19 protein-coding genes are annotated in these 20,814 nt (G+C 70.9%); 8 read left to right on the top strand and 11 right to left on the bottom strand.

Annotated features, from left to right (window positions below; genetic code table 11):
• Positions 1-5 precede the first annotated feature (5 nt).
• From DDV73_RS04985 to DDV73_RS04970, 4 genes are read right to left on the bottom strand one after another with little or no spacing between them, the layout of a single operon-like run.
• Positions 6-1,073: an NAD(P)H-dependent flavin oxidoreductase gene (locus DDV73_RS04985; protein ID WP_109506150.1), complete on the bottom strand. Its 1,068-nt coding sequence runs from the start codon at positions 1,071-1,073 to the stop codon at positions 6-8.
• Positions 1,070-1,822, bottom strand: coding sequence for a CoA-transferase subunit beta (locus DDV73_RS04980; protein WP_109506149.1), 753 nt, complete (start codon positions 1,820-1,822; stop codon positions 1,070-1,072). The genes DDV73_RS04985 and DDV73_RS04980 overlap by 4 nt, the downstream gene beginning before the upstream one ends.
• Positions 1,819-2,697: a CoA transferase subunit A gene (locus DDV73_RS04975; RefSeq protein WP_240617128.1), complete on the bottom strand. Its 879-nt coding sequence runs from the start codon at positions 2,695-2,697 to the stop codon at positions 1,819-1,821. The genes DDV73_RS04980 and DDV73_RS04975 overlap by 4 nt, the downstream gene beginning before the upstream one ends.
• Positions 2,694-3,464, bottom strand: coding sequence for an enoyl-CoA hydratase family protein (locus tag DDV73_RS04970; protein ID WP_109506388.1), 771 nt, complete (start codon positions 3,462-3,464; stop codon positions 2,694-2,696). Before DDV73_RS04970 ends, DDV73_RS04975 begins: the two co-directional genes overlap by 4 nt.
• 49 nt (positions 3,465-3,513) lie before the next feature.
• Between DDV73_RS04970 and DDV73_RS04965 the strand changes: the two genes are divergently transcribed.
• Together DDV73_RS04965 and DDV73_RS04960 are read left to right on the top strand one after the other, a co-directional pair.
• Positions 3,514-4,275 carry an SDR family oxidoreductase gene (locus DDV73_RS04965; RefSeq protein ID WP_109506148.1) on the top strand — a complete coding sequence of 254 codons (762 nt, stop codon included), beginning with the start codon at positions 3,514-3,516 and terminating at the stop codon, positions 4,273-4,275.
• Complete coding sequence (locus DDV73_RS04960) at positions 4,275-5,189, top strand: SDR family oxidoreductase (RefSeq protein WP_240617127.1); 915 nt, start codon at positions 4,275-4,277, stop codon at positions 5,187-5,189. The genes DDV73_RS04965 and DDV73_RS04960 overlap by 1 nt, the downstream gene beginning before the upstream one ends.
• Positions 5,190-5,271: 82 nt before the next feature.
• On the opposite strand, the gene DDV73_RS04955 is transcribed toward DDV73_RS04960, so the two are convergent.
• Positions 5,272-6,228, bottom strand: a complete 957-nt coding sequence (locus DDV73_RS04955) for a hypothetical protein (RefSeq protein ID WP_109506147.1) — start codon at positions 6,226-6,228, stop codon at positions 5,272-5,274.
• A 210-nt stretch (positions 6,229-6,438) separates the two neighbouring features.
• On the bottom strand, positions 6,439-7,602 hold the full coding sequence (locus DDV73_RS04950; RefSeq protein ID WP_109506146.1) for a steroid 3-ketoacyl-CoA thiolase: 1,164 nt from the start codon (positions 7,600-7,602) through the stop codon (positions 6,439-6,441).
• 127 nt (positions 7,603-7,729) lie between these two features.
• Here DDV73_RS04950 and DDV73_RS04945 point away from each other — a divergent pair, with 127 nt between their 5' ends.
• The 3 genes from DDV73_RS04945 to DDV73_RS04935 all read left to right on the top strand — a co-directional run bounded on the left by DDV73_RS04945 (position 7,730) and on the right by DDV73_RS04935 (position 10,316).
• On the top strand, positions 7,730-8,965 hold the full coding sequence (locus DDV73_RS04945) for a cytochrome P450 (RefSeq protein ID WP_276310087.1): 1,236 nt from the start codon (positions 7,730-7,732) through the stop codon (positions 8,963-8,965).
• A 104-nt stretch (positions 8,966-9,069) separates the two neighbouring features.
• The gene (locus tag DDV73_RS04940) at positions 9,070-9,711 is read left to right on the top strand and encodes a ClpP family protease (RefSeq protein ID WP_109506145.1); all 642 of its coding nucleotides are present in this window, start codon (positions 9,070-9,072) and stop codon (positions 9,709-9,711) included.
• The gene (locus tag DDV73_RS04935; RefSeq protein ID WP_109506144.1) at positions 9,708-10,316 is read left to right on the top strand and encodes a ClpP family protease; all 609 of its coding nucleotides are present in this window, start codon (positions 9,708-9,710) and stop codon (positions 10,314-10,316) included. The genes DDV73_RS04940 and DDV73_RS04935 overlap by 4 nt, the downstream gene beginning before the upstream one ends.
• A 10-nt stretch (positions 10,317-10,326) precedes the next feature.
• Here the strand turns inward: DDV73_RS04935 and DDV73_RS04930 are convergent, their stop codons facing one another.
• From DDV73_RS04930 to DDV73_RS04910, 5 genes are all read right to left on the bottom strand, one after another.
• Complete coding sequence (locus DDV73_RS04930; protein WP_109506143.1) at positions 10,327-10,650, bottom strand: helix-turn-helix domain-containing protein; 324 nt, start codon at positions 10,648-10,650, stop codon at positions 10,327-10,329.
• 113 nt (positions 10,651-10,763) lie between these two features.
• Positions 10,764-11,531: a type I methionyl aminopeptidase gene (gene map, locus DDV73_RS04925; protein WP_109506142.1), complete on the bottom strand. Its 768-nt coding sequence runs from the start codon at positions 11,529-11,531 to the stop codon at positions 10,764-10,766.
• 32 nt (positions 11,532-11,563) lie between these two features.
• Complete coding sequence (locus DDV73_RS04920) at positions 11,564-12,721, bottom strand: thiolase domain-containing protein (protein ID WP_109506141.1); 1,158 nt, start codon at positions 12,719-12,721, stop codon at positions 11,564-11,566.
• Positions 12,721-13,770 carry a thiolase domain-containing protein gene (locus tag DDV73_RS04915; RefSeq protein WP_109506140.1) on the bottom strand — a complete coding sequence of 350 codons (1,050 nt, stop codon included), beginning with the start codon at positions 13,768-13,770 and terminating at the stop codon, positions 12,721-12,723. The genes DDV73_RS04920 and DDV73_RS04915 overlap by 1 nt, the downstream gene beginning before the upstream one ends.
• Positions 13,767-14,741: a Zn-ribbon domain-containing OB-fold protein gene (locus DDV73_RS04910; protein ID WP_109506139.1), complete on the bottom strand. Its 975-nt coding sequence runs from the start codon at positions 14,739-14,741 to the stop codon at positions 13,767-13,769. The genes DDV73_RS04915 and DDV73_RS04910 overlap by 4 nt, the downstream gene beginning before the upstream one ends.
• 72 nt (positions 14,742-14,813) lie before the next feature.
• On the opposite strand from DDV73_RS04910, the gene DDV73_RS04905 reads away from it, so the two are divergent.
• The 3 genes from DDV73_RS04905 to DDV73_RS04895 are packed head-to-tail and all read left to right on the top strand — an operon-like array spanning position 14,814 to position 20,739.
• Complete coding sequence (locus DDV73_RS04905; RefSeq protein ID WP_109506138.1) at positions 14,814-18,107, top strand: hypothetical protein; 3,294 nt, start codon at positions 14,814-14,816, stop codon at positions 18,105-18,107.
• 56 nt (positions 18,108-18,163) lie between these two features.
• A complete protein-coding gene (locus DDV73_RS04900; RefSeq protein ID WP_109506137.1) occupies positions 18,164-19,198 on the top strand; it encodes an LLM class F420-dependent oxidoreductase in 1,035 nt (344 codons plus the stop codon).
• Positions 19,195-20,739 carry an AMP-binding protein gene (locus DDV73_RS04895; protein ID WP_109506136.1) on the top strand — a complete coding sequence of 515 codons (1,545 nt, stop codon included), beginning with the start codon at positions 19,195-19,197 and terminating at the stop codon, positions 20,737-20,739. Before DDV73_RS04900 ends, DDV73_RS04895 begins: the two co-directional genes overlap by 4 nt.
• The last annotated feature ends 75 nt before the right edge of the window (positions 20,740-20,814 follow it).

Here is a 20,814-nt window from a genome sequence, read left to right as displayed (position 1 = left end):
CAGTCTCAGCCGGTGTACGCCGCGGCCCGGCGCAGCCGGTCGGCGGCCCCGGTGACGACCCGGTCGATCAGCTCCTCGCAGCTCGGCAGGTCGTCGAGCATGCCGACCACCTGACCGGCGGCCAGTACGCCGGCATCCGGATCGCCCTCGACCAGCCCGGCCTTCAGCATCATCGGAGTGTTGGCGGCCAGCACCATCTGGGACCACGAGCGCTCGCTGCCATGCTTCATCGCCCGGCCGTCCGCGGCCAGCTGCCGCCAGCTCATGCCGCTCAGCTTCTTGAACGCCAGCGTCCTCTTGACGGTCGGCCCGAGGCGTTTGACCGCGCTGGTCTCGTGCAGCTCCTCGACGAGCGGCGTTCGCAGCATCCGGTGCGGCATCCCGTCGACGCGGTCGGTGACCACGGTGCCGTCGAGCCCCGCGGCGAGGTAGCGCTTCTTCACCTCGTTCGGGACGGCGCTGTCGCTGGTCAGCAGGAAGCGGGTGCCCATGCCGACCCCGGCGGCGCCGTACGACAGCGCGGCCGCCAGCCCGCGGCCGTCGAAGAAGCCGCCGGCCGCGACCACCGGGATGTCGACCGCGTCGAGCACGCTCGGCAGCAGCAGCGTGGTCGGGACCGAGCCGGTGTGCCCGCCGCCCTCGCCGCCCTGCATCATCACGGCGTCGGCGCCCCAGGCAGCGACCTTCTCGGCGTGCCGGGCCGCGCCGACCGACGGCATCACCACGATGCCGTGCTCCTTGAGGCGGCCGATCAGCTCCGGCTTGGGCGCGAGCGCGAACGACGCCAGCTTCACGCCGTACTTGATGAGCAGCTCGACCCGCTCGGGTGCGTCGCCCGCGTCGGCGCGCAGGTTGACCCCGAACGGCTGGTCGGTGCGCTCCTTCACCTTGACGATCGCGCGCTCCAGCTCGTCGTACGTCATCGTCGCGCTGGCCAGGATGCCGAGGCCGCCGGCGTTGGCGGTCGCGGTGACCAGGCGCGGGCCGGACACCCAGCCCATCCCGGTCTGCACGACCGGGTGCCGGACCCCGACCAGCTCGGTCAGCGGGGTCTTGAGCAGCTGGTCGATCATGAGGGGACCTCGCGGTCGCGCAGGCTCCTCGGGTCGAGCACCTCACGGATCAGCACCAGCTCGGACATCGTCGGCTGCCGGGTCTCGGGCACGTCGCCCTCGATGTAGATCGGGCAGCCGCTCGCCTCGACCACGTCGTCCGTGGTCACGCCAGGGTGGACCGAGAGCAGCCGGAGCGTGCCGTCCGGTCCCTGTAAGTCGAAGACGCCGAGGTTGCTGACGATCCGGTGCAGGTCGTGGAAGCGGGTGGCGGCTGCGCCGGCCTGTTCCGCGCGGGCCCGGCCGACGCCGCTGACGATGTCGACCTGCGGCACGAAGACCCGCGGCGAGTGCTTCGGGACCCAGTACGACGTCCGGTGGTTGATGGTGTTGCCCGGCGCGCCGCGGCTGCCGAGCAGCATCCGCTTGGGCTGGGCGAACTCGCCGATCGCGGAGATGTTCTGGTTGCCGTGCTGGTCGATCTGGGTGGCGCCCATCATGACGTGCCGCCGGCCCCACGCGACCACGTCGAAGACCCGGCGGAACGGGATCCAGCCCTCGACCACGTCGGCACTCGCGCCGAGCGGCGGGACGCCGCCGAGGAACACCGTCTCGCCGTCGGAGATGAGCAGGTCGGGGTTGCTGGTGAGCTTGGCGAGCCGGGCGCCCAGGGTCGGCAGCAGTCCCATCGGGCTCGCGAAGATCTCGCCATCGTCGGCGAACGCGTCCGCGATCGCGGCGGCGCAGACCTCGGCGGGGGTAGGGGTCATCGTGCTGCCTCCTCGCGGAACGCTGTGACTGCCTGTTGGTAGGCCGCCTCGTCGCCTTGCAGGAACCTCGCCTCGAAGGCCGCCCACGCGTCGGCGTCGCGGGCCGCCTCGGCGTACGCCTTCTGGAACGGCTCGTCGCGGTCGTAGTCGGGGACGCAGCTGGTGAAGTGCGCGCCGTTGGGGGTCTCGACGACGCCGTCGACCATCATCCGGCTGATCAGCAGCCGCTGGACTGGGGTGTCGACGGTCAGCCCCGCGGTGTCGGTGATCTGCTCGCAGGAGAGGAACGCGCGGTCGGCGGCCATGCAGAACAGGTCGTCGAAGTACGGGTCCGGCCCGAGGTACGCCGCGTTGCCGTGAGCGTCGGCACGGTTGAGGTGCACCAGCGCGACGTCGAGGTTCAGGGCCGGCATCGCGACCAGCTCCTCGCCGTCGTCGTACGGGCTTGTCACGGTCTTCAGCCACGGCTGGTTGACGAGCACGTCGGAGCCGAGGCCGGCGCGGGTCGGCAGGAACGGCACCCGCTGCGCGGCAGCGCGCAGCCCGGTCAGGAACATGCCTTCGTCGAGCTCGACCACGTCGGGGATGCCGCCGGACTGGCGGGCGTGCTGGAAGTTCGGCTCGAGCGGGATCGAGTCCAGCGAGACGAACGCGTAGACCAGCTTGCGGACCTTGCCCGCCCGGGCCAGCAGCCCGACGTCCGGGCCTCCCCAGCTGACGATGGTCAGGTCGCGCAGGTCCGAGCGGAGGATCGCCCGGACCAGCGCCATTGGCTTGCGCCGGGACCCCCAGCCGCCGATGCCGATCGTCATCCCGTCCTTGAGCTCGCCGACGACGTCGTCGAGGCTCATCTGCTTGTCGCGCGGGCCTGTCACTTGTTCTCCCTCTGTCGGCCTGATTTCTCGGTGCCGGCGAACTCGTCGCGCAGCTCGTCGGACACCCCGGCGAGGTTGAGCTCCATCGTGAAGCCCTGCTCGAACCGGTAGCTCTTGTTCACGTCGATCGGGTCGATGCCGTTGAGCGCCTCCTTGGCGGCGCGGATCACCCGTGGGTCCTTGTCGGCGATATCGGCGGCCAGGGCGAGCGCCGCCGCGTCGAGCTGGTCGCGGGGGACCACGTCGTACACCGAGCCGTGCTGGACCAGGTCGGCGGCCTTGATCGTGCGCGCGGTGAAGTAGAGGGTGCGCATCAGGTGCTGGGGGACCAGCCGGGCCATGTGGGTGGCTGCGCCCAGGGCGCCCTGCTTGACCTCGGGCACGCCGAAGTAGGCGTCGTCGCTGGCGACCACGATGTCGGCGTTGCCGACCAGCCCGACGCCGCCGCCGAGGCAGTAACCGTGGACCGCGGCGATCACCGGCACCGCGCACTCGTAGACGGCCTTGAAGGCGGCGAAGCAGCCCTTGTTGGCGCCGATCAGCGCGTCGAAGCCCGCGGTGTGCTGCATCTCCTTGATGTCGACGCCGGCGTTGAAGCCCTTGCCCTCGGCTCTGAGTACGACGACACGGGAGGCCGGATCGCGGCCGGCCTCGTCGAGGGCGGCGGCCAGGTCGAACCAGCCCTGCACCGTGAGCGCGTTGACCGGTGGCGTGTCCATCGTGATGACGCGGATGCCGTCGTCACGCTGCTCCGTGGCGATTCCCAAGGTGTCCTCCTCCACCAAACCAAGCATTTGCTTGGTAGTATAGTCCACCATGACACTCGCGATCGACCTGTCCGGCAGAGTCGCCCTCGTCACCGGCGGTAGCCGGGGGATCGGGAGGGCGATCGCGGCGACGTTGGTCGACGCCGGGGCGGCGGTCGTGACGTGTGCACGCTCGGCGGCGTCCTCGTCGCTCGCCGGTTCGACCCACGTCGTCTGCGACGTGCGCGACCCGGATGCGGTGGCGGGGCTGGTGGCCGGTGTCGTCGAGCGGCACGGGCGGCTGGACATCCTGGTCAACAACGCCGGCGGCGCGCCGTACACACCGGCGGCGGAAGCGTCGCCGCGGTTCCATGCCAAGGTGATCGACCTCAATCTGGCCGCGCCGCTGCTGGTCGCGCAGGCCGCGTACGCCGTGATGGGCGAGGGTGGCGCGATCGTGAACGTCTCGTCGGTGAGCGCGCTGCGACCCTCGCCCGGGACGGCGGCGTACGGCGCGGCGAAGGCCGGCCTTGACTCGCTGACCCGGTCGCTGGCGGTCGAGTGGGCGCCGCGGGTGCGGGTGAACGCGGTCGACGTCGGCATGTGCCGGACCGAGCTGACCGACGACCACTACGGCGGCGACGCGGGTGTCGCAGCCATCGAGCGGACGATCCCCCTTGGGCGGATGGCTCGGCCGTCCGAGGTGGCGGCTGTGGTGGCCTTCCTGGCGAGCGACCTGGCGTCGTACGTCAGCGGGGCGACCTTGGAGTGTCATGGCGGGGGAGAGGCGCCGGCCTTCCTGGCCGCCGTACAGAACACGAAGGAGCAGTAGTGGCAGTGAGCGGAATCCTCGACGGCCGGGTGGCGATCGTGACCGGCGCCGGACGCGGCATCGGCCGCGCGCACGCGCTGGAGCTGGCCCGGCAGGGTGCGCGGGTCGTGGTCAACGACCTCGGCGCCGCGGCCGACGGGGCTGGGGTGAGTGCGGGGCCGGCGGATGAGGTGGTCACGGCGATCCGTGCCGCCGGCGGCGAGGCCGTGGCGAACGGCGCCGACGTCGCGGACTTCGCGCAGGCCGAGGCGATGGTCGGGCAGGCCGTGTCGGAGTTCGGCGGACTCGACATCCTGGTCAACAACGCCGGCTTCGTCCGCGACCGGATGCTGGTGAACACGTCCGAGGAGGAGTGGGACGCGGTCGTCCGGGTGCACCTCAAGGGCCACTTCGCGCCGCTGCGCCACGCCTCGGCGTACTGGCGCTCTGAAGCAAAGGCCGGCCGCACTCGCGCGGCCCGGGTCGTCAACACCTCCTCCGGCGCGGGCCTGCAGGGCTCGATCGGCCAGGCGACCTACTCGGCGGCGAAGGCGGGCATCGCCGGCCTAACCCTGGTCGCCGCTGCCGAGCTGGGGCGGTACGGCGTCACCGTCAACGCGATCGCCCCCGTCGCCCGCACCCGGATGACCGAAGCCGCTTTCGCGGACATGATGGCGCCGGTCGACGACGGCTTCGACACCATGGACCCGGCGAACAACTCCCCGCTCGTCGCGTGGCTGGCGTCGGAGGACGCCGGCGACGTCACCGGCCGTGTCTTCGAGATCGAGGGCGGCCGCATCTGTGTCGAGCAAGGCTGGACCCACGGCCCCGCCGAAGATGCCGGTCGCCGCTGGGACGCCGCCGACATCGGCCCCGCCCTCCGCAAGCTCCTCGCTGCCGCCACCCCACCCGAGCCCGTCTACGGCGCTGGCTGAGCTGCGGGCGACGGGCGGTTTCGCAAGGTCCCTTGTGAAACAGTCTCAGCCCGTTGGAAGCATCTCGTGGGCCGGGACAGTTTTAGGCGGGCCGGCGGGCGGCGGTGGATCGACTGAACGTGGTGCGGATCCGAGCGGCAGTGACACGAGGGCGGTAGAGGTCGCGCCAGATCATTCGCACGAAGAGGCACTGCGTCAGGCTGCGAACGAGATCCTCCCGCTGCTTCTCTCGAAAGACTGCGTCCCCGGGTTCCTCGCCTGGTTTGAGGAGCCGGCCGTACTTCAACCGTCCGTCGAATTCGCCGAGTACTCCGAGTTCGGGCCACCCGAAGTAGGTGACAGCGACGACCTCGCCGGACTCGTCGCGCACCTCGAACTGCAACTGAGGCTCTGGCAGATGCTGGCTCCAGCACAGATACCTACCGCGAGACTCGCCAACAGATTGCGCACCGCGCCTGACCAGCCGGACGGTGACTTGCAAACGCCGGTGGTGCGGCCACCGTGCTGTGTGCTTGGCCGCGGCACTGAGCTCATCCTCGGTAGCAAGATCGAGATCGAGCAGCGAGTCAAGGACGACCATGCCTCCTTCGACGTCCGTCAGGGTCGCGGCCTCGAGCCCCGCGCGGACCGGCATGACCAAGAGCTTGTCATCTTTGGATACGACGTCGTCAGGCGTCCACGTCCCTTCGTGGTAGACGATGTCGTCGGTGACTCGGCCGGTGCCGCCGTCAAGGCGAGTGACGTGGACCTTGGCGAGGTTGGGCTGCCACACGCGCAGTCCGTGCTCGACCGCAGCGGATGTGTGACTGAGCATGACAGCGTCACCATGGGTTAGCAGAACTCCGGCAGCCGCGAGTCGATGCCGCTCCTGGGCGTCAGTGGGTTGCCAGACGTCAGGCGTCGTATAGGTTCCTTGCCGGATCCTGACGATGGCTTTGTCACGTAAGGCTGAGCGTAGATTCTTGTCGGTGTACCCGTGCTCAAGCGCCTCGCGCCGCAGGAACACCGGGTCATGGTGAATGTTGGCGAGCTCCATCATGCGCGGCAGCCTGCCCGACCAGGGAGCCGCTTGCCTGCTCGCAGTGCGCTCCTGTGGATAGTTCGCCCCAGTCGAATTCTGTGGACGGTTAATGGGCCGATGGGGCTCGGACCGTTGACGTGTTTCCCGTACGTTTCTGTCCCAGCCCGGGAGATCTTTCGCGCGGGCTGGGACAGTTTCACAAGGGACCTTGCGAAACTGCCCGGTCCGTCAGATCCGCTCGAGGAGGGTGCCGGTGGCCATGGCGCCGCCGGCGCAGGCGGAGATCAGGGCGGTGGTGGCGTCGCGACGTTCCAGCTCGTGGAGTGCGGTGGTGATCAGGCGGGCGCCGGTGGCGCCGACGGGGTGGCCGAGGGCGATGGCGCCGCCGTTCACGTTGACCCGGTCGAGATCCGGGCCGTGCACGGTCGCCCAGGAGAGTACGACGGCCGCGAAGGCCTCGTTCACCTCGAACAGGTCGATGTCGCTGATCGACATGCCACTGCGGTCGAGGAGCCGTTGGGTCGCCTCGATCGGCCCGTCGAGGTGGTAGTACGGGTCGGCGCCGACCAGGCAGTGTGCCCGCAGCCGGGCCCGCGGGGTGAGGCCGAGTGCGCGGGCGACGTCCTCGTCCATGATCAGCAGAGCGGACGCGCCGTCGGAGATCTGCGATGACGTGCCGGCGGTGTGCAGCCCGTCCTCCAACACCGGCTTCAGCGCCGACAGACCCTCGGGCGTCGTGTCGCGCAGACCCTGGTCGGTGTCGACCACGATCATCTCGCCGGTCGGCTGCCGCTCCTTGTCGACGGCCGGCGCGGTCACCGGGACGATCTCGCGCTTGAAGCGTCCCTCGTCGACGGCTGCCCGCGCCTTCAGCTGGGAAGCGAGCCCGAAGGCGTCGAGGTCGGCACGAGACAGCCCTCGGTTGCGGGCGATCCGGTCGGCGCCGCCGAACTGGTCAGGCATGTCGATCGACCAGCTCTCGGGCCGGGGTGACCCGAACCCGCCGGATACGCTCGCGTGCAGCGGCACCCGGCTCATCGACTCCACCCCGCAGGCGAGCCCGATCGTGATCGAGCCGCCCGCGATCATATCGTGCACCAGGTGCGCGGCCTGCTGGCCGGAGCCGCACTGGGCGTCGATGGTGGTCGCGCCGACGGCCCGAGGCAGCCCGGCGTGCAGCCACGAGCGGCGCACCATGTGCGCGGCCTGCTCGCCAGCCTGGGTGACGCAGCCGCCGACGATCTGCTCGACCAGCGCCGGGTCAACGCCGGACCGCTCGAGTACGGCGCGCTGGGTGTGGCCAAGCAGCTCAGCGGGGTGTACGCCGGCCAGCCAGCCGCCCCGCTTTCCCTGCGGCGTGCGGACGGCATCGATGATCACTGGACTGCCCATTCCTGAAAAGTAGAACACGTTCTCTCTGCAGGCAAGGTGGCCCAAATCATGGTGAGACCCCTACCGACCCTTGGTGACCTGTGTCACGATCATTACTAGAACGTGTTCCAGTCTGAAGGGAATCACCGTGACCGACACCGCCTCGCCCCTCACCGGCTTCGACCCGACCGACCCTGAGCTGATCGAATCCCGGGTCCCGCATGACGAGTTCCTCGCGCTGCGGAAGAACGCCCCGCTGTTCTGGGTCGACCAGGAGGGGGAAGCGCTCGACGGGTTCGTCGAGCAAAGCGGCTACTGGGCCGTCTCCAAGCACGCCGACGTGGCCGCGGTGTCGAAGAACTCGACCGACTTCTCGACTGCGGAGAACACCGCGTTCATCCGGTTCGAGCCCGGCATCCGGCGCGAGCAGGTCGAGCTGCAGCGGGTGATCCTGATCAACCAGGACCCGCCGGACCACACCAAGATGCGGCAGACCATCTCCCGCGGCTTCACCCCGCGCTCGATCGGCGCCCTGCGCGGCCACCTGCAGGAGCGGGCCGTGAAGATCGTCGACGAGGCACTGGCCAAGGGCACCGGCAACTTCGTCACCGACGTCGCCGCCGAGCTGCCACTGCAGGCGATCGCCGAGCTGCTCGGCGTACCGCAGGAGGACCGCGGCAAGCTCTTCGACTGGTCCAATCAGATGATCGCCGGCTCCGACCCGGACGTAACCGGAGACCCGGAGGCGGCGTCGATCGAGATCCTGACCTACGCGATGCAGCTCGCCGACGAACGGCGGAAGGACCCCAAGGACGACATCGTCACCAAGCTGATCACCGCCGACATCGACGGCCACTCCCTGACCGACGACGAGTTCGGCTTCTTCGTGATCCTGCTGACCGTCGCCGGGAACGAGACCACCCGCAACGCGATCACCTGGGGCATGCACGCGTTCATGAACAACCCGGACCAGTGGGAGCTCTACAAGCGCGAGCGGCCGGCCACCGCCGCCGACGAGATCATCCGCTGGGCATCTCCGATAACGGTCTTCCAGCGGACGGCGGTCAACGACATCAATGTCGGCGGCGTCGACGTGAAGGCGGGGGAGCGGGTCGGACTGTTCTACGGCAGCGCCAACTTCGACGAGGACGTCTTCGACGAGCCGCACACCTTCAACATCCTCCGCAACCCGAACCCGCACCAGGCGTTCGGCGGCCACGGTGCCCACTACTGCATCGGTGCCAACCTGGCCCGGCTGGAGGTGGAGCTGATGTTCGAGGAGATCGCCAACCGGATGCCGGACATCCGTCAGGCCGGTGAGCCGCGCCGGCTCCGGCACGCATGGGTGAACGGCGTTAAGGACCTCCAGGTGGAGTACAAGTAGCGGGGTTCGCTGGCGGCAGATCCGCCCACAGCGGATTCCCTGGGAACGCCGGCTCGGGCCGGTGAGGCTGGACGTATCCCGTCCAACCCCACAGGGAGGTCTCCATGACCCGCCTCGCAGTCGATGCCCCGGCGCTGCCCGGATCGCTCGACGACCAGCTCACCGCCCGGCTCCTCCACCAACGGATCATCGTGCTCGGCCAGGAGGTCGACGACGCGATCGCCAACCGCCTGTGCGCCGAGCTGCTGTTGCTGTCCGCGGAGGACCCGCACCGCGACATCAGCCTGTACATCAACTCACCCGGCGGCTCGGTGTCTGCCGGGCTGGCGATCTACGACACGATGCGGCTGATCCCGAACGACGTCTCGACGCTCGCCCTCGGGCTGGCCGCCAGCATGGGCCAGTTCCTGCTCTCCGCCGGTACGCCGGGCAAGCGCTACGCGCTCCCGCACTCCCGAGTGCTGATGCACCAGGGGTCGGCCGGTATCGGCGGCACAGCGATCGACATCGAGATCCAGGCCCAGAACCTCGAGCACACCAAGAACGTGCTGATGGCGCTGATCGCCGAGCACACCGGCCAGACCGTCGAGAAGGTCGAGGCCGACGCCCGTCGGGACCGCTGGTTCACCGCCGAGGAGGCCAAGGAGTACGGCTTCGTCGACCAGATCCTCACCGACGTCACCGCGGTGACGCCGGCGCGCTCGACCAGCCGGATCGGGCTCCGGGCGGGAGGTGCGGGGTCATGAGCAGCTACACGATTCCCAGCGTCGTCGAGAAGACGCTGCGCGGCGAGCGCGCGGTCGACATCTACAGCCGGCTGCTGACCGACCGGATCATCTACCTCGGCACCGAGATCGACGACGGCGTCGCCAACGTGGTGATCGCCCAGATGCTGCACCTCGCCTCGGAGAGCAGCGAGAGCCCGATCAACGTCTACCTCAACTCACCCGGCGGCTCGGTGACCGCCATGATGGCGATCTACGACACCATGCAGTTCGTCCGGCCACCGGTGAGTACGACGTGCGTCGGGCAGGCCGCGTCCGCGGCGGCGGTGCTGCTGGCAAGCGGTGCGAAGGGCCAGCGCAACGTGCTGCCGCACGCCCGCGTCGTACTCCACCAGCCGTCGGGTGGCGGACAGGGCACGCTGCCCGACCTCGCCGTGCAGGCCAAGGAGATCGTCCGGCTGCGTGCGGAGATGGAGCAGATCCTGTCCAAGCACACCGGCCAGGAGGTCGAACGGCTGCGCGAGGACACCGACCGGGACCTGATCCTGGACGCCGACCAGGCCGTCGCCTACGGCCTCGCGGACGTCGTACTGGACAGCCAGAAGCTCGCTCCAGGCGGTTGGTGACCGGCGAGGATCAAGCGGCGAGCAGTTGCGGGGCGCTCGGCGTACGGCGGGTGGTGAGGGTGCGCGCGACCCGGATGGTCAGGTCGCCGAGGCTGAGCCCGAGCGCCCGGGAGACCGCGCCTAGCACCTCGGAGCTGGGCTCCTTGAGGCCGCGCTCGACCTCCGAGAGGTACTGGATCGAGACGCCGGCCTGCTCGGCCACGTCGGCGAGAGTGCGCTCGGTGCGCTGCCGCTCCTGGCGCAGCTCGCGCCCCGCCGCCTCCCGCCACAGCGGCTCCGGCTCGGCCGGCTCGGCGGACTGGTCACGGCCCGGGAACGGGATGATCTCGCCCATGCCAGCCAGCCTAGCCGGGGGCCGGGGCAGGCTGCTTGTAACGCGGAGTTATGCACGCTGGTGCAGCGTAGTTACGGTGTGGCAGCGCGCATAACTCCGCGTTACAAGTCGGCTCAGCCGCGTTCGGTGAGGATGAGCGGGCCGTCCGGGGTGATCGCGATGGTGTGCTCCATGTGGGCGCCGCGGGAGCCGTCGGCGCTGCGCAGGGTCCAGCCGTCGGGGTCGGTGAAGATCTCGTCGGTGGTGTGCAGGAACCACGGCTCGATGGCGATCACCAGGCCGGGCTTGAGCGGGTAGCCGCGGCCGGCCTTGCCGTCGTTGGCGATGTGCGGGTCGCCGTGCATGGTGCGGCCGACGCCGTGGCCGCCGAACTGGGTGTTGATCTTCAGGCCGGCGCCCCGGGCGACGCCGGCGATCGCGGCCGAGATGTCGCCGATCTTGTTGCCGACGGTCGCGGCGGCGATGCCGGCGTCCAGCGCCTGCGTGGTGAGCTCGATCAGCCGCAGGTCCTCCTCGCGCGGCGTACCGACGACCACGCTGACCGCCGAGTCGCACACCCAGCCCTCGACCTTGACCGCGAAGTCGAGGCTGAGCAGGTCGCCGTCCTGCAGCTTGTAGGGGTGCGGGAGCCCGTGCAGGACCGCGTCGTTGACCGACGTACACAGCACCTTGCCGAAGGGCGAGGCGCCGAACGACGGGTGGTAGTCGATGTAGCAGGACTCGGCGCCGCGCTCCTTGATCATCTCGTGGGCGAGGGCGTCGAGCTCGATCAGGTCGACGCCGACGTCGGCGACCTCGGAGAGCTTGGTGAGGACCTCGGCGACGAACCGTCCGGCGGGACGCATCTGCTCGATCTGGGCGGGAGTACGGTGCTCGATCACCCGGCAAGCCTAGGTTGTGCGGGCGGCCCAGGTCAGATCGGCTCGGCGCCGACCACCCACATCGCGAAGAACTGGGAGCCGCCGCCGTAGGCATGCCCGAGCGCCCGGCGGCAGCCGTCGACCTGGTGCTCGCCGGCCCGGCCGCGCACCTGGAGCGCCGCCTCGGCAAACCTGAGCATTCCGGACGCGCCGATCGGGTTGGAGGAGAGTACGCCGCCCGAAGCGTTGACCGGCAGCGTGCCGTCGAGTGCGGTCGCACCCGACTCGGTGAGCTTCCAGCCCTCACCGGGAGCGGTGAAGCCGAGGTTCTCCAGCCACATCGGCTCGAACCACGAGAACGGCACGTAGATCTCGGCCGCGTCGATCTCCTCCAGCGGGTCGGTGATGCCGGCGTCACGCCAGAGCGCGGCGGCGGCCTCGCGCCCGGCGGCCGGGTTGACCTGGTCACGGCCGGCGGCGGTGGTCGGCTCCGAGCGCATCGCGGTGGCGTGGATCCAGGCGGGGGAGTCGGCGGCGCGGGCGGTGTCCTCGTCGGCGATCACCAACGCGCACGCGCCGTCGGAGGATGGACAGGTCTCGTCGTACCGGATCGGGTCCCACAGCATCTGCGACTCGAGCACCGACTCGACCGTGGTGCCCTCGTTGCGCAGGTGGGCGTAGGGGTTGCGCAGCGCGTTCTGCCGGTCCTTCGCGGCCACGATCGCGCCCACGTGGGCCGGGGCGCCGGAGCGGCGGATGTAGGAGCGCACGTGCGGCGCGAAGTAGCCACCGGCACCGGCGTGCACCGGCATGATGAACGGCACCGGCACCGACAGCGCCCACATCGCGTTGGACTCCGACTGCTTCTCGAACGCCACCGTCAGCACCCGCTTGTGTACGCCGGCCTGCACCAGCGACGCGGCCACGATCGCGGTCGACCCGCCCACCGAGCCGGCGGTGTGCACCCGCAGCAGCGGCTTCCCGGCGGCGCCGAGAGCCTCGGCGAGGTAGAGCTCGGGCATCATCACGCCCTCGAACAGGTCCGGCGCCTTGCCGACCACCACCGCGTCGATGTCGTCGAAGCCGACCCCGGCGTCGGCCAGCGCACGGTCGATCGCCTCTCGGCAGAGCCCGGCGATCGACACGTCCTCACGGCGCGCTCGGTGGTGGGTCTGGCCGACCCCGATCACAGCTGCTCGCTGTCCGCCCATCAGCGCACCTCCAACGTGCAAACCAGGTTCTGTTGCAGCAGTGGGCCGGCGGTCGCGTGACCGAGGGTCACCCCGGCCGAGCCGTCCCAGATCCGCCGGGCCGCCTCGCCGATCCGGATCAGGCCGCCGGCGAACATCGTGTTCGCGGCGAGCGGGCCTCCCGACGGGTTGACCTGTACGGCGGAGCCGAGGCCGAGCTCGGTGCGCAGGATCAGCTCCTGGTGGCTGAACGGCGCGTGCAGCTCGGCGACCTCGACCTCGTCGAGGTCGACGCCCGCACCTGCGCGGGCAGCGCTGGGGGACCGGGTCAGGTCGCGGGAGCCGAGGTGCAGCGCGTCCACGCTGTGGGTGATGCCGCTGATCCAGGCCGGCCGGTCGGATGCTTCCCGGGCCCGGTCGCCGGCGGCCAGCACGATCGCGGCCGCGCCGTCGGTGACCGGAGCGCAGTCGTGCTTGCGCAGCGGGTCGGCGTACACCGGGCGCGCGAGCAGGTCGGCCACCGACGAGCCGCCGCTGCGTACGGCGTACTCGTTCTTCTCGGCGTCGGTCAGCGAGCGCTGCACGACCTCGGCCATCGCCTTCTCGTCCCAGAGGCCGGCGTCGATCCCGAGGCGCGCCTGGAGGGCGGCGAGCGAGACGGTGTCCGGCCACAGCGGCGTCATCGTGTACGGGTCCAGCTGCAGCGCCAGGGTCCGCCGGAGCACCCCGGCGGACGACTTGCCGAAGCCGTAGACCAGCGCGGTGTCGGCCTGTCCGGTCTGGATCTTCAGCCAGGCCTCGTAGAGCGCCCAAGCCGCGTCCATCTCGAGGTGGGACTCTGCGACCGGTGGCGTCGGCCCGATCGCGTCGACCGCGGCCACGAAGGAGAATGCGCGTCCCGCGAGGTAGTCCGACGAGCCCGAGCACCAGAAGTCGATGTCAACCTTGGTGAAGCCGGTCTGCTCGTACGCCTCGGCGATGATCGGCACCAGCAGCTCCACGCAGGTGGGCGATCCGTCGAAGACCGGCATCTGCCGCTGGGCGAAGCCGACCACTGCTACGTCTCTCATAGGTGCCCCTCGATCGTGGCGTAGTCGGCATCCGGTTCGCTGGTCGGCTCGAAGTGGGAGATGTTCTCGATCGTCGTACTCCACTCCTCGCGCGGCCGCCACACCGCTCTGACCCGCAGCCCCATCCGCACCTCGTCGGCCGGGATGCCCTGGATCAGGTGCAGGAAGGCGATGTCGGCCCCGTCGAGCAGCACGTACGCCGAGACGTACGGCGGCTGGATCCGCTGGCCGAGGAACGGCACGTTCACGATGCAGAACGTGGTCACCGTCCCGGTGTCCGGCAGCTCGACCTCCTCGGTCGTCGGCACTCCGTCGACCGGACAGGCGCCGCGCGGCGGGACGTACACCTTGCGGCAGACCGGGCATCGCTGCCCGACCACCCGGCCGTCGGCCAGCGCCCGGTAGAACGCCGACTCCTCCGGCGACGCGGCGTACGTGTAGTCGAGGGCGACCGGAGTGACCACTCCGGTAACTGGCTCGCCGCCGGCACCTTGGTTTCGAGACGGTTGCTGCGCAACCTCCTCAACCGGCGGGGCGTGGGATGGTTCGAAGCAAGCGATGTCTGTGATGGCGCCGGCGCGCTCGTCGGCCCAGCGGACCCGGACCCGCATGCCGGTCTCGACGTCGTCGGCAGAGGCCACGTCGAGCGCGTGCAGGAAGGTCGAGTCGGCGCCGTCGAGGCGGACCAGCACCCATGCGAACGGGCGGTCGAGCGGCTGCGCGGCGACCGGCTCCGGGACCCACGTCCACGACACCACCTCGCCCTCGGCCGCGACCGGCACCAGCTCGCTGACCTGCTCATGGGTGGCCGGGTCGAACTCCGGCGGCGGTACGACGACGCGGCCGTCCGAGGTCCGGCCGCCGAGCACCACACGGTCCCGCAGTCCGCCCAGGAACGCCCCGAGGACCGGACCCGTCGAGCGGGTGTAGTCGAAGCTCACCGTGATCGGAGCCTGCAAAGTCTCGGCCATGACTCGAAGTGAAACAGGTTCTAGTTCTGGCAGCAAGCCTCGAACGCCCGCCGGGTTAGGCAACAATGACGCGTGACCTCGGCCAAGCGACTGCTCCGCGAGATTGACCCACTCCCAAATCCACAGCGACAGGCGGCCCTTGCCAAACGGGCACGCGCGCTCGTCGGCTCCGAGGATCTGCCGAGGCTGCTGGCCGAGCTGGCCGCGACCGACGGCTACGGCCGCCGGCTCGCGCTGCAGCTGGCCGGGATTGCGGGCGATCGCGAGTACGTCGCCACGGCGCTGCGGTCGCCCGACCCGGATGCCGCCGTCAGGGCCTGCGCGCTGGCGGTCAAGGTCGGCGTCGCGGAGTCGGAGCTGATTGACGCACTGCCGGTCCTGCCGGCGGCGCATCGCGACGCCATCTACGGCGCGGTCCGGCGCCGCCGCGCCACGGAGCTTGCCGACGCGCTGCTGCCCGAGGTGCGCCGACGGTACGGCGACCACGAGGCCGCGGCGCTGCTTGTCGCTGTCTCTTCCGAGACGGTCGCAGAGCTGCTGCCGGACCTGGAGCACGCGGTCCGAAACTGGTACGCGCTCGGCCGGCAACATCCGGCGGTGCTCATCGACTACGTCGAGTGGGAGTTCCGTACCCAGCCGGCGACCCTGTGGGCGCAGACCTGGTCGCGGGTCGGCGGCGCGGTCGCAGCGGCGACCTTGGCCGAGCCGAAGCGGGTGTTCAAGCTCCTGGAGACCAGCGTGGCCTACGCGCCGTTCCCGGCGGACCTGTACCGCGTCGCCGGCGTCCTGGCCCGTACCGACCCGGCCCGGTTCCTCAAGCTCGCCAACGACCCGCGCCGGCTGGGCGCGATGCCCCACGGGCGTGCGGTCATGGACGCCCTGCTCGACGCGCCCGAGGACGACCTGGTCGGTTACGCACGCGGCCTCTTCGAGGACGGGCTGCTGCCGGCGTTCCTGCGCCGGCTGCCACCGGCGCGCCGCCCTGCGGTGTACGCCGCGGTTGTGGGGGAGCGCGACCCGGGTGACCGGGACCTGCTGGCGGCGGTGGACGTGCTGCCGCGCTCGGCGCGCGCCGAGGAAGCCGCCCGGCTGCTGAAGTTCGCCAGCGTCCAGGACGACCCGCAGTCGCGGCTGGCGATGACCGCTCGCCTGGACTGGGCGGAAGCTGAGCCGCTATTGGTCACCGCCACCCGTCGGGCGACCGCCGAGGAGCGGGCCGAGGCATACCCGCTGCTGATCGGCGCGGCGGCGGCGACCCGATCCCCGAACACCTTCGGCGGCGTGGTCGGCTTCCTGACCCGGCTGAGGAACGAGCAGGAGCCGGTCCGCGCGCCGGCCCTCGAGGCGCTGGCCGACGTTGCCCCGTGGCTCTACCGCGAGGAGGACATGCCGACGGTGGTCGTGCTGGCCTCCGACGCGCTGGCCGCACGGGACTGCTCGTGGCGGTCGCAGTCCGCGATCAGGACCTGGAGCGAGCGACTGCTCCGCGAGGGTGCCGCGGCGCGCCGTCCGTCGCTCACCTCGACCGCGCTCGCGCTGATGGAGCTGAGCGGCTCCAGTCAGGGCTCGCTCCACTTCTACGGCTTGTACCGGTCGCTGCCGCGCGGCGCCGAGCACGAGGTGTACGACGCCCTCCGCGACCGGATCGAGTCCGATGCCGCGCGCGGCCGCTACGACGTGACGATCGCGCTCGCCCAGGGACTGGGCCGCCGGGCGTGGGACATCCCCGAGCTGCAGAAGCACATCGACCACGCCCGCCGCGCGAAGGACGACCACGTCGTCCGGTCGGCGATCGGGCTATGGCTGGCGCCGCCCGACACCCGCGCCGAGCGGGTGGCGCAGGTGTTCGACGCCGACCGCTCCACGATCACGATTCCGGCCGTCGCGTCGGCCATCGCGTGGCGCCGTACCGACCTGCTCGACCCGGTCTTCAAGAAGTCGCTGAAGGGCCGGTTCCTCGAGCGCGGGGTTCGCTTCCTCCCGCAGTTCCACGGCTGCTTCCACGGATGGATGCCGCGCCAGGTCGCGGCGTACGTCGAGCACCTCGCCGGGCTGGCGACCGAGCCGAAGACCATGACCTGGGAGCGCGCCAAGGCCGTACGCAGCCTCCGCGGCGTCCCCGGGAGCCTGCCCGCCATCCGTGCCTTCGTCGGCGACTCGGAGGTGGCCGTCGCCGAGGCGGCGATCGCCGCGCTGGCGCACTCTGAGGATCCGGCCGCCGTTCTGCCCGAGCTGCTCAGGCACGCCGATGGCGACCGGGCGCGGGTCGCCGTCTATGCGGCGACGCGCTGCGCCCGGTTCGTGTCGCCCGAGAACCTGGCCGCGGCGCTCCGGCCGCTGCTGAGCAGCCGCAAGGTGACCTCGAAGAAGGAGGGGATCCGGCTGATCGCCGAGCACCAGGCGGTCGGGGCGGAGGACCGGCTGCACCAGCTCTGGACGGCGGCCAACCAGCATCGAGACATCCGGCGGGCGATCGTTCGCGCCGAGCGCTGGTACCTCCACGATGACGCGGCGTGGCAGGTGCTGATGTCCGCGGCCGCGGACCCGGAGCTGGCCACCGCGGTCCTCGAGCTCACGCCGTACCAGGTCGCCCGGGAGCGGCGCGGTCGGTACACCCGGCTGGTGCTGGACGTGTCCCGGTCGGCCGACATCGACACGGCGCGTCGTGGGCTGGCCGTGCTGCCGCAGTGGCTGCCCTGGAACGCCAAGGGTGTCGACGCCCTCGTCGACCGGGTTGCCGACCTCGATCACACTGCTGCCTGGCGGCCTGCCCTCACCGCCCTCGTCGCGGGCGTCGGCGTCGTCGGCAAGGGTGCCCCGGTCGCGGAGGCGGCACGCCGGCTGAGCGAGGCCGACGACGACTCCCGCGACACCGAGCAGCGCGACCGGCCGGCCAGCCAGCGGCTGCAGGCACTGGTCGCTGAGGTGGCCGTCGCGGTCTCGTCCGCGCGGGCAATGCCCGCCGTCGGTGGCGAGCTGGCGGAGGTGCTGCGGTCCAGCCACTCGAAGGGCGCGATCACGGCGCTGGCCGCGGCGCTGGCGTGGGACGACGTCGGTGCGCTTCAGGAGATCGCGGCGCTCGCCGACCGGCCGCTGCTCGCCGGGCACGCCGCGGACGAGGTCGCCGGCTCGCTGCGCCGGGTGGTGAGCCGGCTCCCTGCCGAGCGGACGCTGGACCAGGCCCGCGAGCTCGCGTTCGGGTCGGACGGCTCGGGTGCCGCGCAGCTGGCGCTGGCCGTCGCGGCGGTCGCCGGCGCCGAGGCCGGCTGGCCGCCTGACTGGCAGGAACTGGTCCGCGACCTGCGCCGTCATGAGGATCCGGAGGTCCGGGACCGGGCACTCGAGGTGGCTCTCGCTCCGGAGTGATCTTCCACCAGACTAGAACTCGTTCTAGTCTGGTCGCCGACGAAGAGGAGCATGAGATGAAGCTCGGACTGCAGCTCGGCTACTGGGGCGCCCAGCCGCCGAGCGGTGTGGCGGAACTGGTGACAGCGGCCGAGGAGAGCGGCTTCGACGCGATCTTCACCGCCGAGGCGTGGGGGTCGGACGCGTTCACGCCGCTTGCCTGGTGGGGTCGCGAGACCTCGCGGGTCCGGCTCGGCACCTCGATCGTGCAGATGTCCGGGCGCACCCCGACCTCGATCGCCATGCACGCGCTCACCCTCGACCACCTCTCCGGCGGCCGGGTGATCCTGGGCATGGGCGTGAGCGGTCCGCAGGTGGTGGAGGGCTGGTACGGACAGCCGTTCGCCAAGCCGCTGGCCCGCACCCGCGAGGTGGTGGACATCGTCCGGCAGGTGCTGGCTCGCGAGGACAAGGTGACCAACCCCGGGCCGCACTACCCGCTGCCGTACGACGGTCCCGGCACGACCGGGCTCGGCAAGCCGCTGAAGCCGATCGTGCACCCACTGCGGGCCGACATCCCGATCTGGCTGGGCGCGGAGGGTCCGAAGAACGTCGCCCAGACCGCCGAGATTGCCGACGGCTGGATCCCGATCTTCTACACGCCGAGCTCGGCCGGGATGTACCGGCCCTGGCTCGAGGAGGGCTTCGCGCGGCCGGGCGTCCGGCGTACGCCGGAGACGTTCGAGATCGCCGCTACCTGCCACCTCCAGATCACCGACGACAAGGACGCGGTCGTCGAGGCGCTGAAACCGGTGGTCGCGCTGTACATGGGCGGGATGGGCGCCAAGGAGCAGAACTTCCACAAGCAGGTCTTCGAGCGGATGGGGTACGCCGAGGTGGCCGACCGTGTGCAGGAGCTCTTCCTCTCCGGCCGCAAGGACGAGGCGACCGCGGCGATCCCGTCGGAGCTGGTCGACGACATGCACATCATCGGCGACGAGAAACAGGTGCTGGACAAGGTGCAGCAGTGGGAGGAGTGCGGCGTGACCACGCTGCTGGTGAGCCTGCAGTCTCCGGATGAGGTACGCCGCGTGGCGGAGGTGCTCGCATGAGGCCGCTGCCCGCCGGCCCGCAGCTCGGCCGGCTGCTGGCCGACGCCCTGGCCGAGCACCGCGACGCCGACGTGCTCCACATCGGTGCCGACGTGCTCACCGGCGGCGACCTCGCCGACCAGATCTCGCGCTATCTCGCCGCGCTGCGCGGGTTCGGGGTCGACACCGGCAGCACGCTCGCGCTGCTCAGCGGCAACCGGCCGGAGGTGCTGACCCTGATCGGCGCCGGCCAGATCGGTGGCTCCCGGCGTACCGCGCTGCACCCGCTCGGTTCCCTCGACGACCACGCCTACGTGCTCGCTGATGCCGGGATCGAAACCCTTGTGGTCGACGCGGTCCCGGTGTTCGTGGAGCGGGCCGCCGCGCTGCTGGAGCGGGTCGACTGCCTGCGCACCGTGCTCACCCTCGGTCCGGCCGAGGTCGGCGAGGACCTGGTGGCCGCGGCCGCGGCGCATGCGGCCGGTCCGCTCGAGGTGGTCGAGCTCGACCCGGACGCGATCGTGTCGATCACCTACACCGGCGGCACCACCGGCCGGCCGAAAGGCGTGGTCGGCACGGCTTCGTCGATGGCGGCGATGACCCAGGTGCAGCTGGCGGAGTGGGAGTGGCCGGAGGCGCCGCGCTTCCTGATGTGTACGCCGCTCTCGCACGCCGGCGCGGCGTTCTTCGTGCCGACGCTGGTGGCCGGCGGCTCGATGGTGGTGCTGCCGCGGTTCGACCCGGAGACGTTCGCGAGAACCGTCCAGGAGCAGCGAATCACCGCGACCATGCTGGTGCCGTCGATGATCTACGCGCTGCTCGACCACCCGGCCGTGGCGGCGTACGACCTGAGCTCGCTGCAGACCGTCTACTACGGCGCGGCGCCGATCAACCCGGTCCGGCTGGCCGAGGCGATCGAGCGGTTCGGGCCGGTCTTCGCCCAGTTCTACGGCCAGTCCGAGTGCCCGATGGTGATCAGCTACCTCGCCAAGGCCGACCACTCCGGCGAGCGGCTGGCCTCCTGCGGCCGGCCGTCGGTGCACCTCGACCTCGAGCTGCGCGACGAGGCCGGCCAGGTGGTCGCGCCCGGCGAGCCAGGGGAGATCTGCGTCTCCGGACCGGTGCTCGCCCGCGACTACTGGCAGCGGCCCGACGAGACCGCGGCCGCGTTCCAGGACGGCTGGCTGCGCACCGGCGACGTCGCCCGGCAGGACGAGGACGGCTTCCTCTACATCGTGGACCGGACCAAGGACATGATCGTGACCGGCGGCTTCAACGTCTTCCCGCGCGAAGTCGAGGACGTGGTCGCCACCCACCCGCGGGTGGCCCAGGTGGCCGTCGTCGGCACGCCCGACGAGAAGTGGGGCGAGGCGGTCACCGCGGTCGTCGTACTCCGCGACGGTGAGTACGACGACGACCTGGCCGCCGAGCTGACCGCCCTGGTGCGCGAGCGCAAGGGCCCGGTCCACGTTCCGAAGCAGGTCATCCCGGTCGAGTCGATCCCGCTCACCGGCCTCGGCAAGCCCGACAAGGTCGCTCTCCGCAAGAGCCTCCGCGGATAGTCCAGAACGGTTGACATCACGTTCGGCCGGAAAGTGATGTCAACCGTTCTGGACTATCGCGGCCACACTTGGGGG

It is taken from the genome of Nocardioides speluncae (assembly GCF_003121585.1).
GTDB lineage: Bacteria > Actinomycetota > Actinomycetes > Propionibacteriales > Nocardioidaceae > Nocardioides > Nocardioides speluncae.
Note: the sequence above shows the minus strand (reverse complement) of the source record. Positions and strands in the feature narration are given on the sequence as shown.

Coding starts and splice junctions, on each gene's coding strand:
- DDV73_RS04935 (WP_109506144.1), top strand. CDS start 9,708: ATGAGCAGCTACACGATTCCCAGCGTCGTCGAGAAGACGCTGCGCGGC.
- DDV73_RS04980 (WP_109506149.1), bottom strand. CDS start 1,822: ATGACCCCTACCCCCGCCGAGGTCTGCGCCGCCGCGATCGCGGACGCG.
- DDV73_RS04895 (WP_109506136.1), top strand. CDS start 19,195: ATGAGGCCGCTGCCCGCCGGCCCGCAGCTCGGCCGGCTGCTGGCCGAC.
- DDV73_RS04940 (WP_109506145.1), top strand. CDS start 9,070: ATGACCCGCCTCGCAGTCGATGCCCCGGCGCTGCCCGGATCGCTCGAC.
- DDV73_RS04985 (WP_109506150.1), bottom strand. CDS start 1,073: ATGATCGACCAGCTGCTCAAGACCCCGCTGACCGAGCTGGTCGGGGTC.
- DDV73_RS04965 (WP_109506148.1), top strand. CDS start 3,514: ATGACACTCGCGATCGACCTGTCCGGCAGAGTCGCCCTCGTCACCGGC.
- DDV73_RS04900 (WP_109506137.1), top strand. CDS start 18,164: ATGAAGCTCGGACTGCAGCTCGGCTACTGGGGCGCCCAGCCGCCGAGC.
- DDV73_RS04920 (WP_109506141.1), bottom strand. CDS start 12,721: ATGGGCGGACAGCGAGCAGCTGTGATCGGGGTCGGCCAGACCCACCAC.
- DDV73_RS04950 (WP_109506146.1), bottom strand. CDS start 7,602: ATGGGCAGTCCAGTGATCATCGATGCCGTCCGCACGCCGCAGGGAAAG.
- DDV73_RS04955 (WP_109506147.1), bottom strand. CDS start 6,228: ATGATGGAGCTCGCCAACATTCACCATGACCCGGTGTTCCTGCGGCGC.
- DDV73_RS04915 (WP_109506140.1), bottom strand. CDS start 13,770: ATGAGAGACGTAGCAGTGGTCGGCTTCGCCCAGCGGCAGATGCCGGTC.
- DDV73_RS04930 (WP_109506143.1), bottom strand. CDS start 10,650: ATGGGCGAGATCATCCCGTTCCCGGGCCGTGACCAGTCCGCCGAGCCG.
- DDV73_RS04910 (WP_109506139.1), bottom strand. CDS start 14,741: ATGGCCGAGACTTTGCAGGCTCCGATCACGGTGAGCTTCGACTACACC.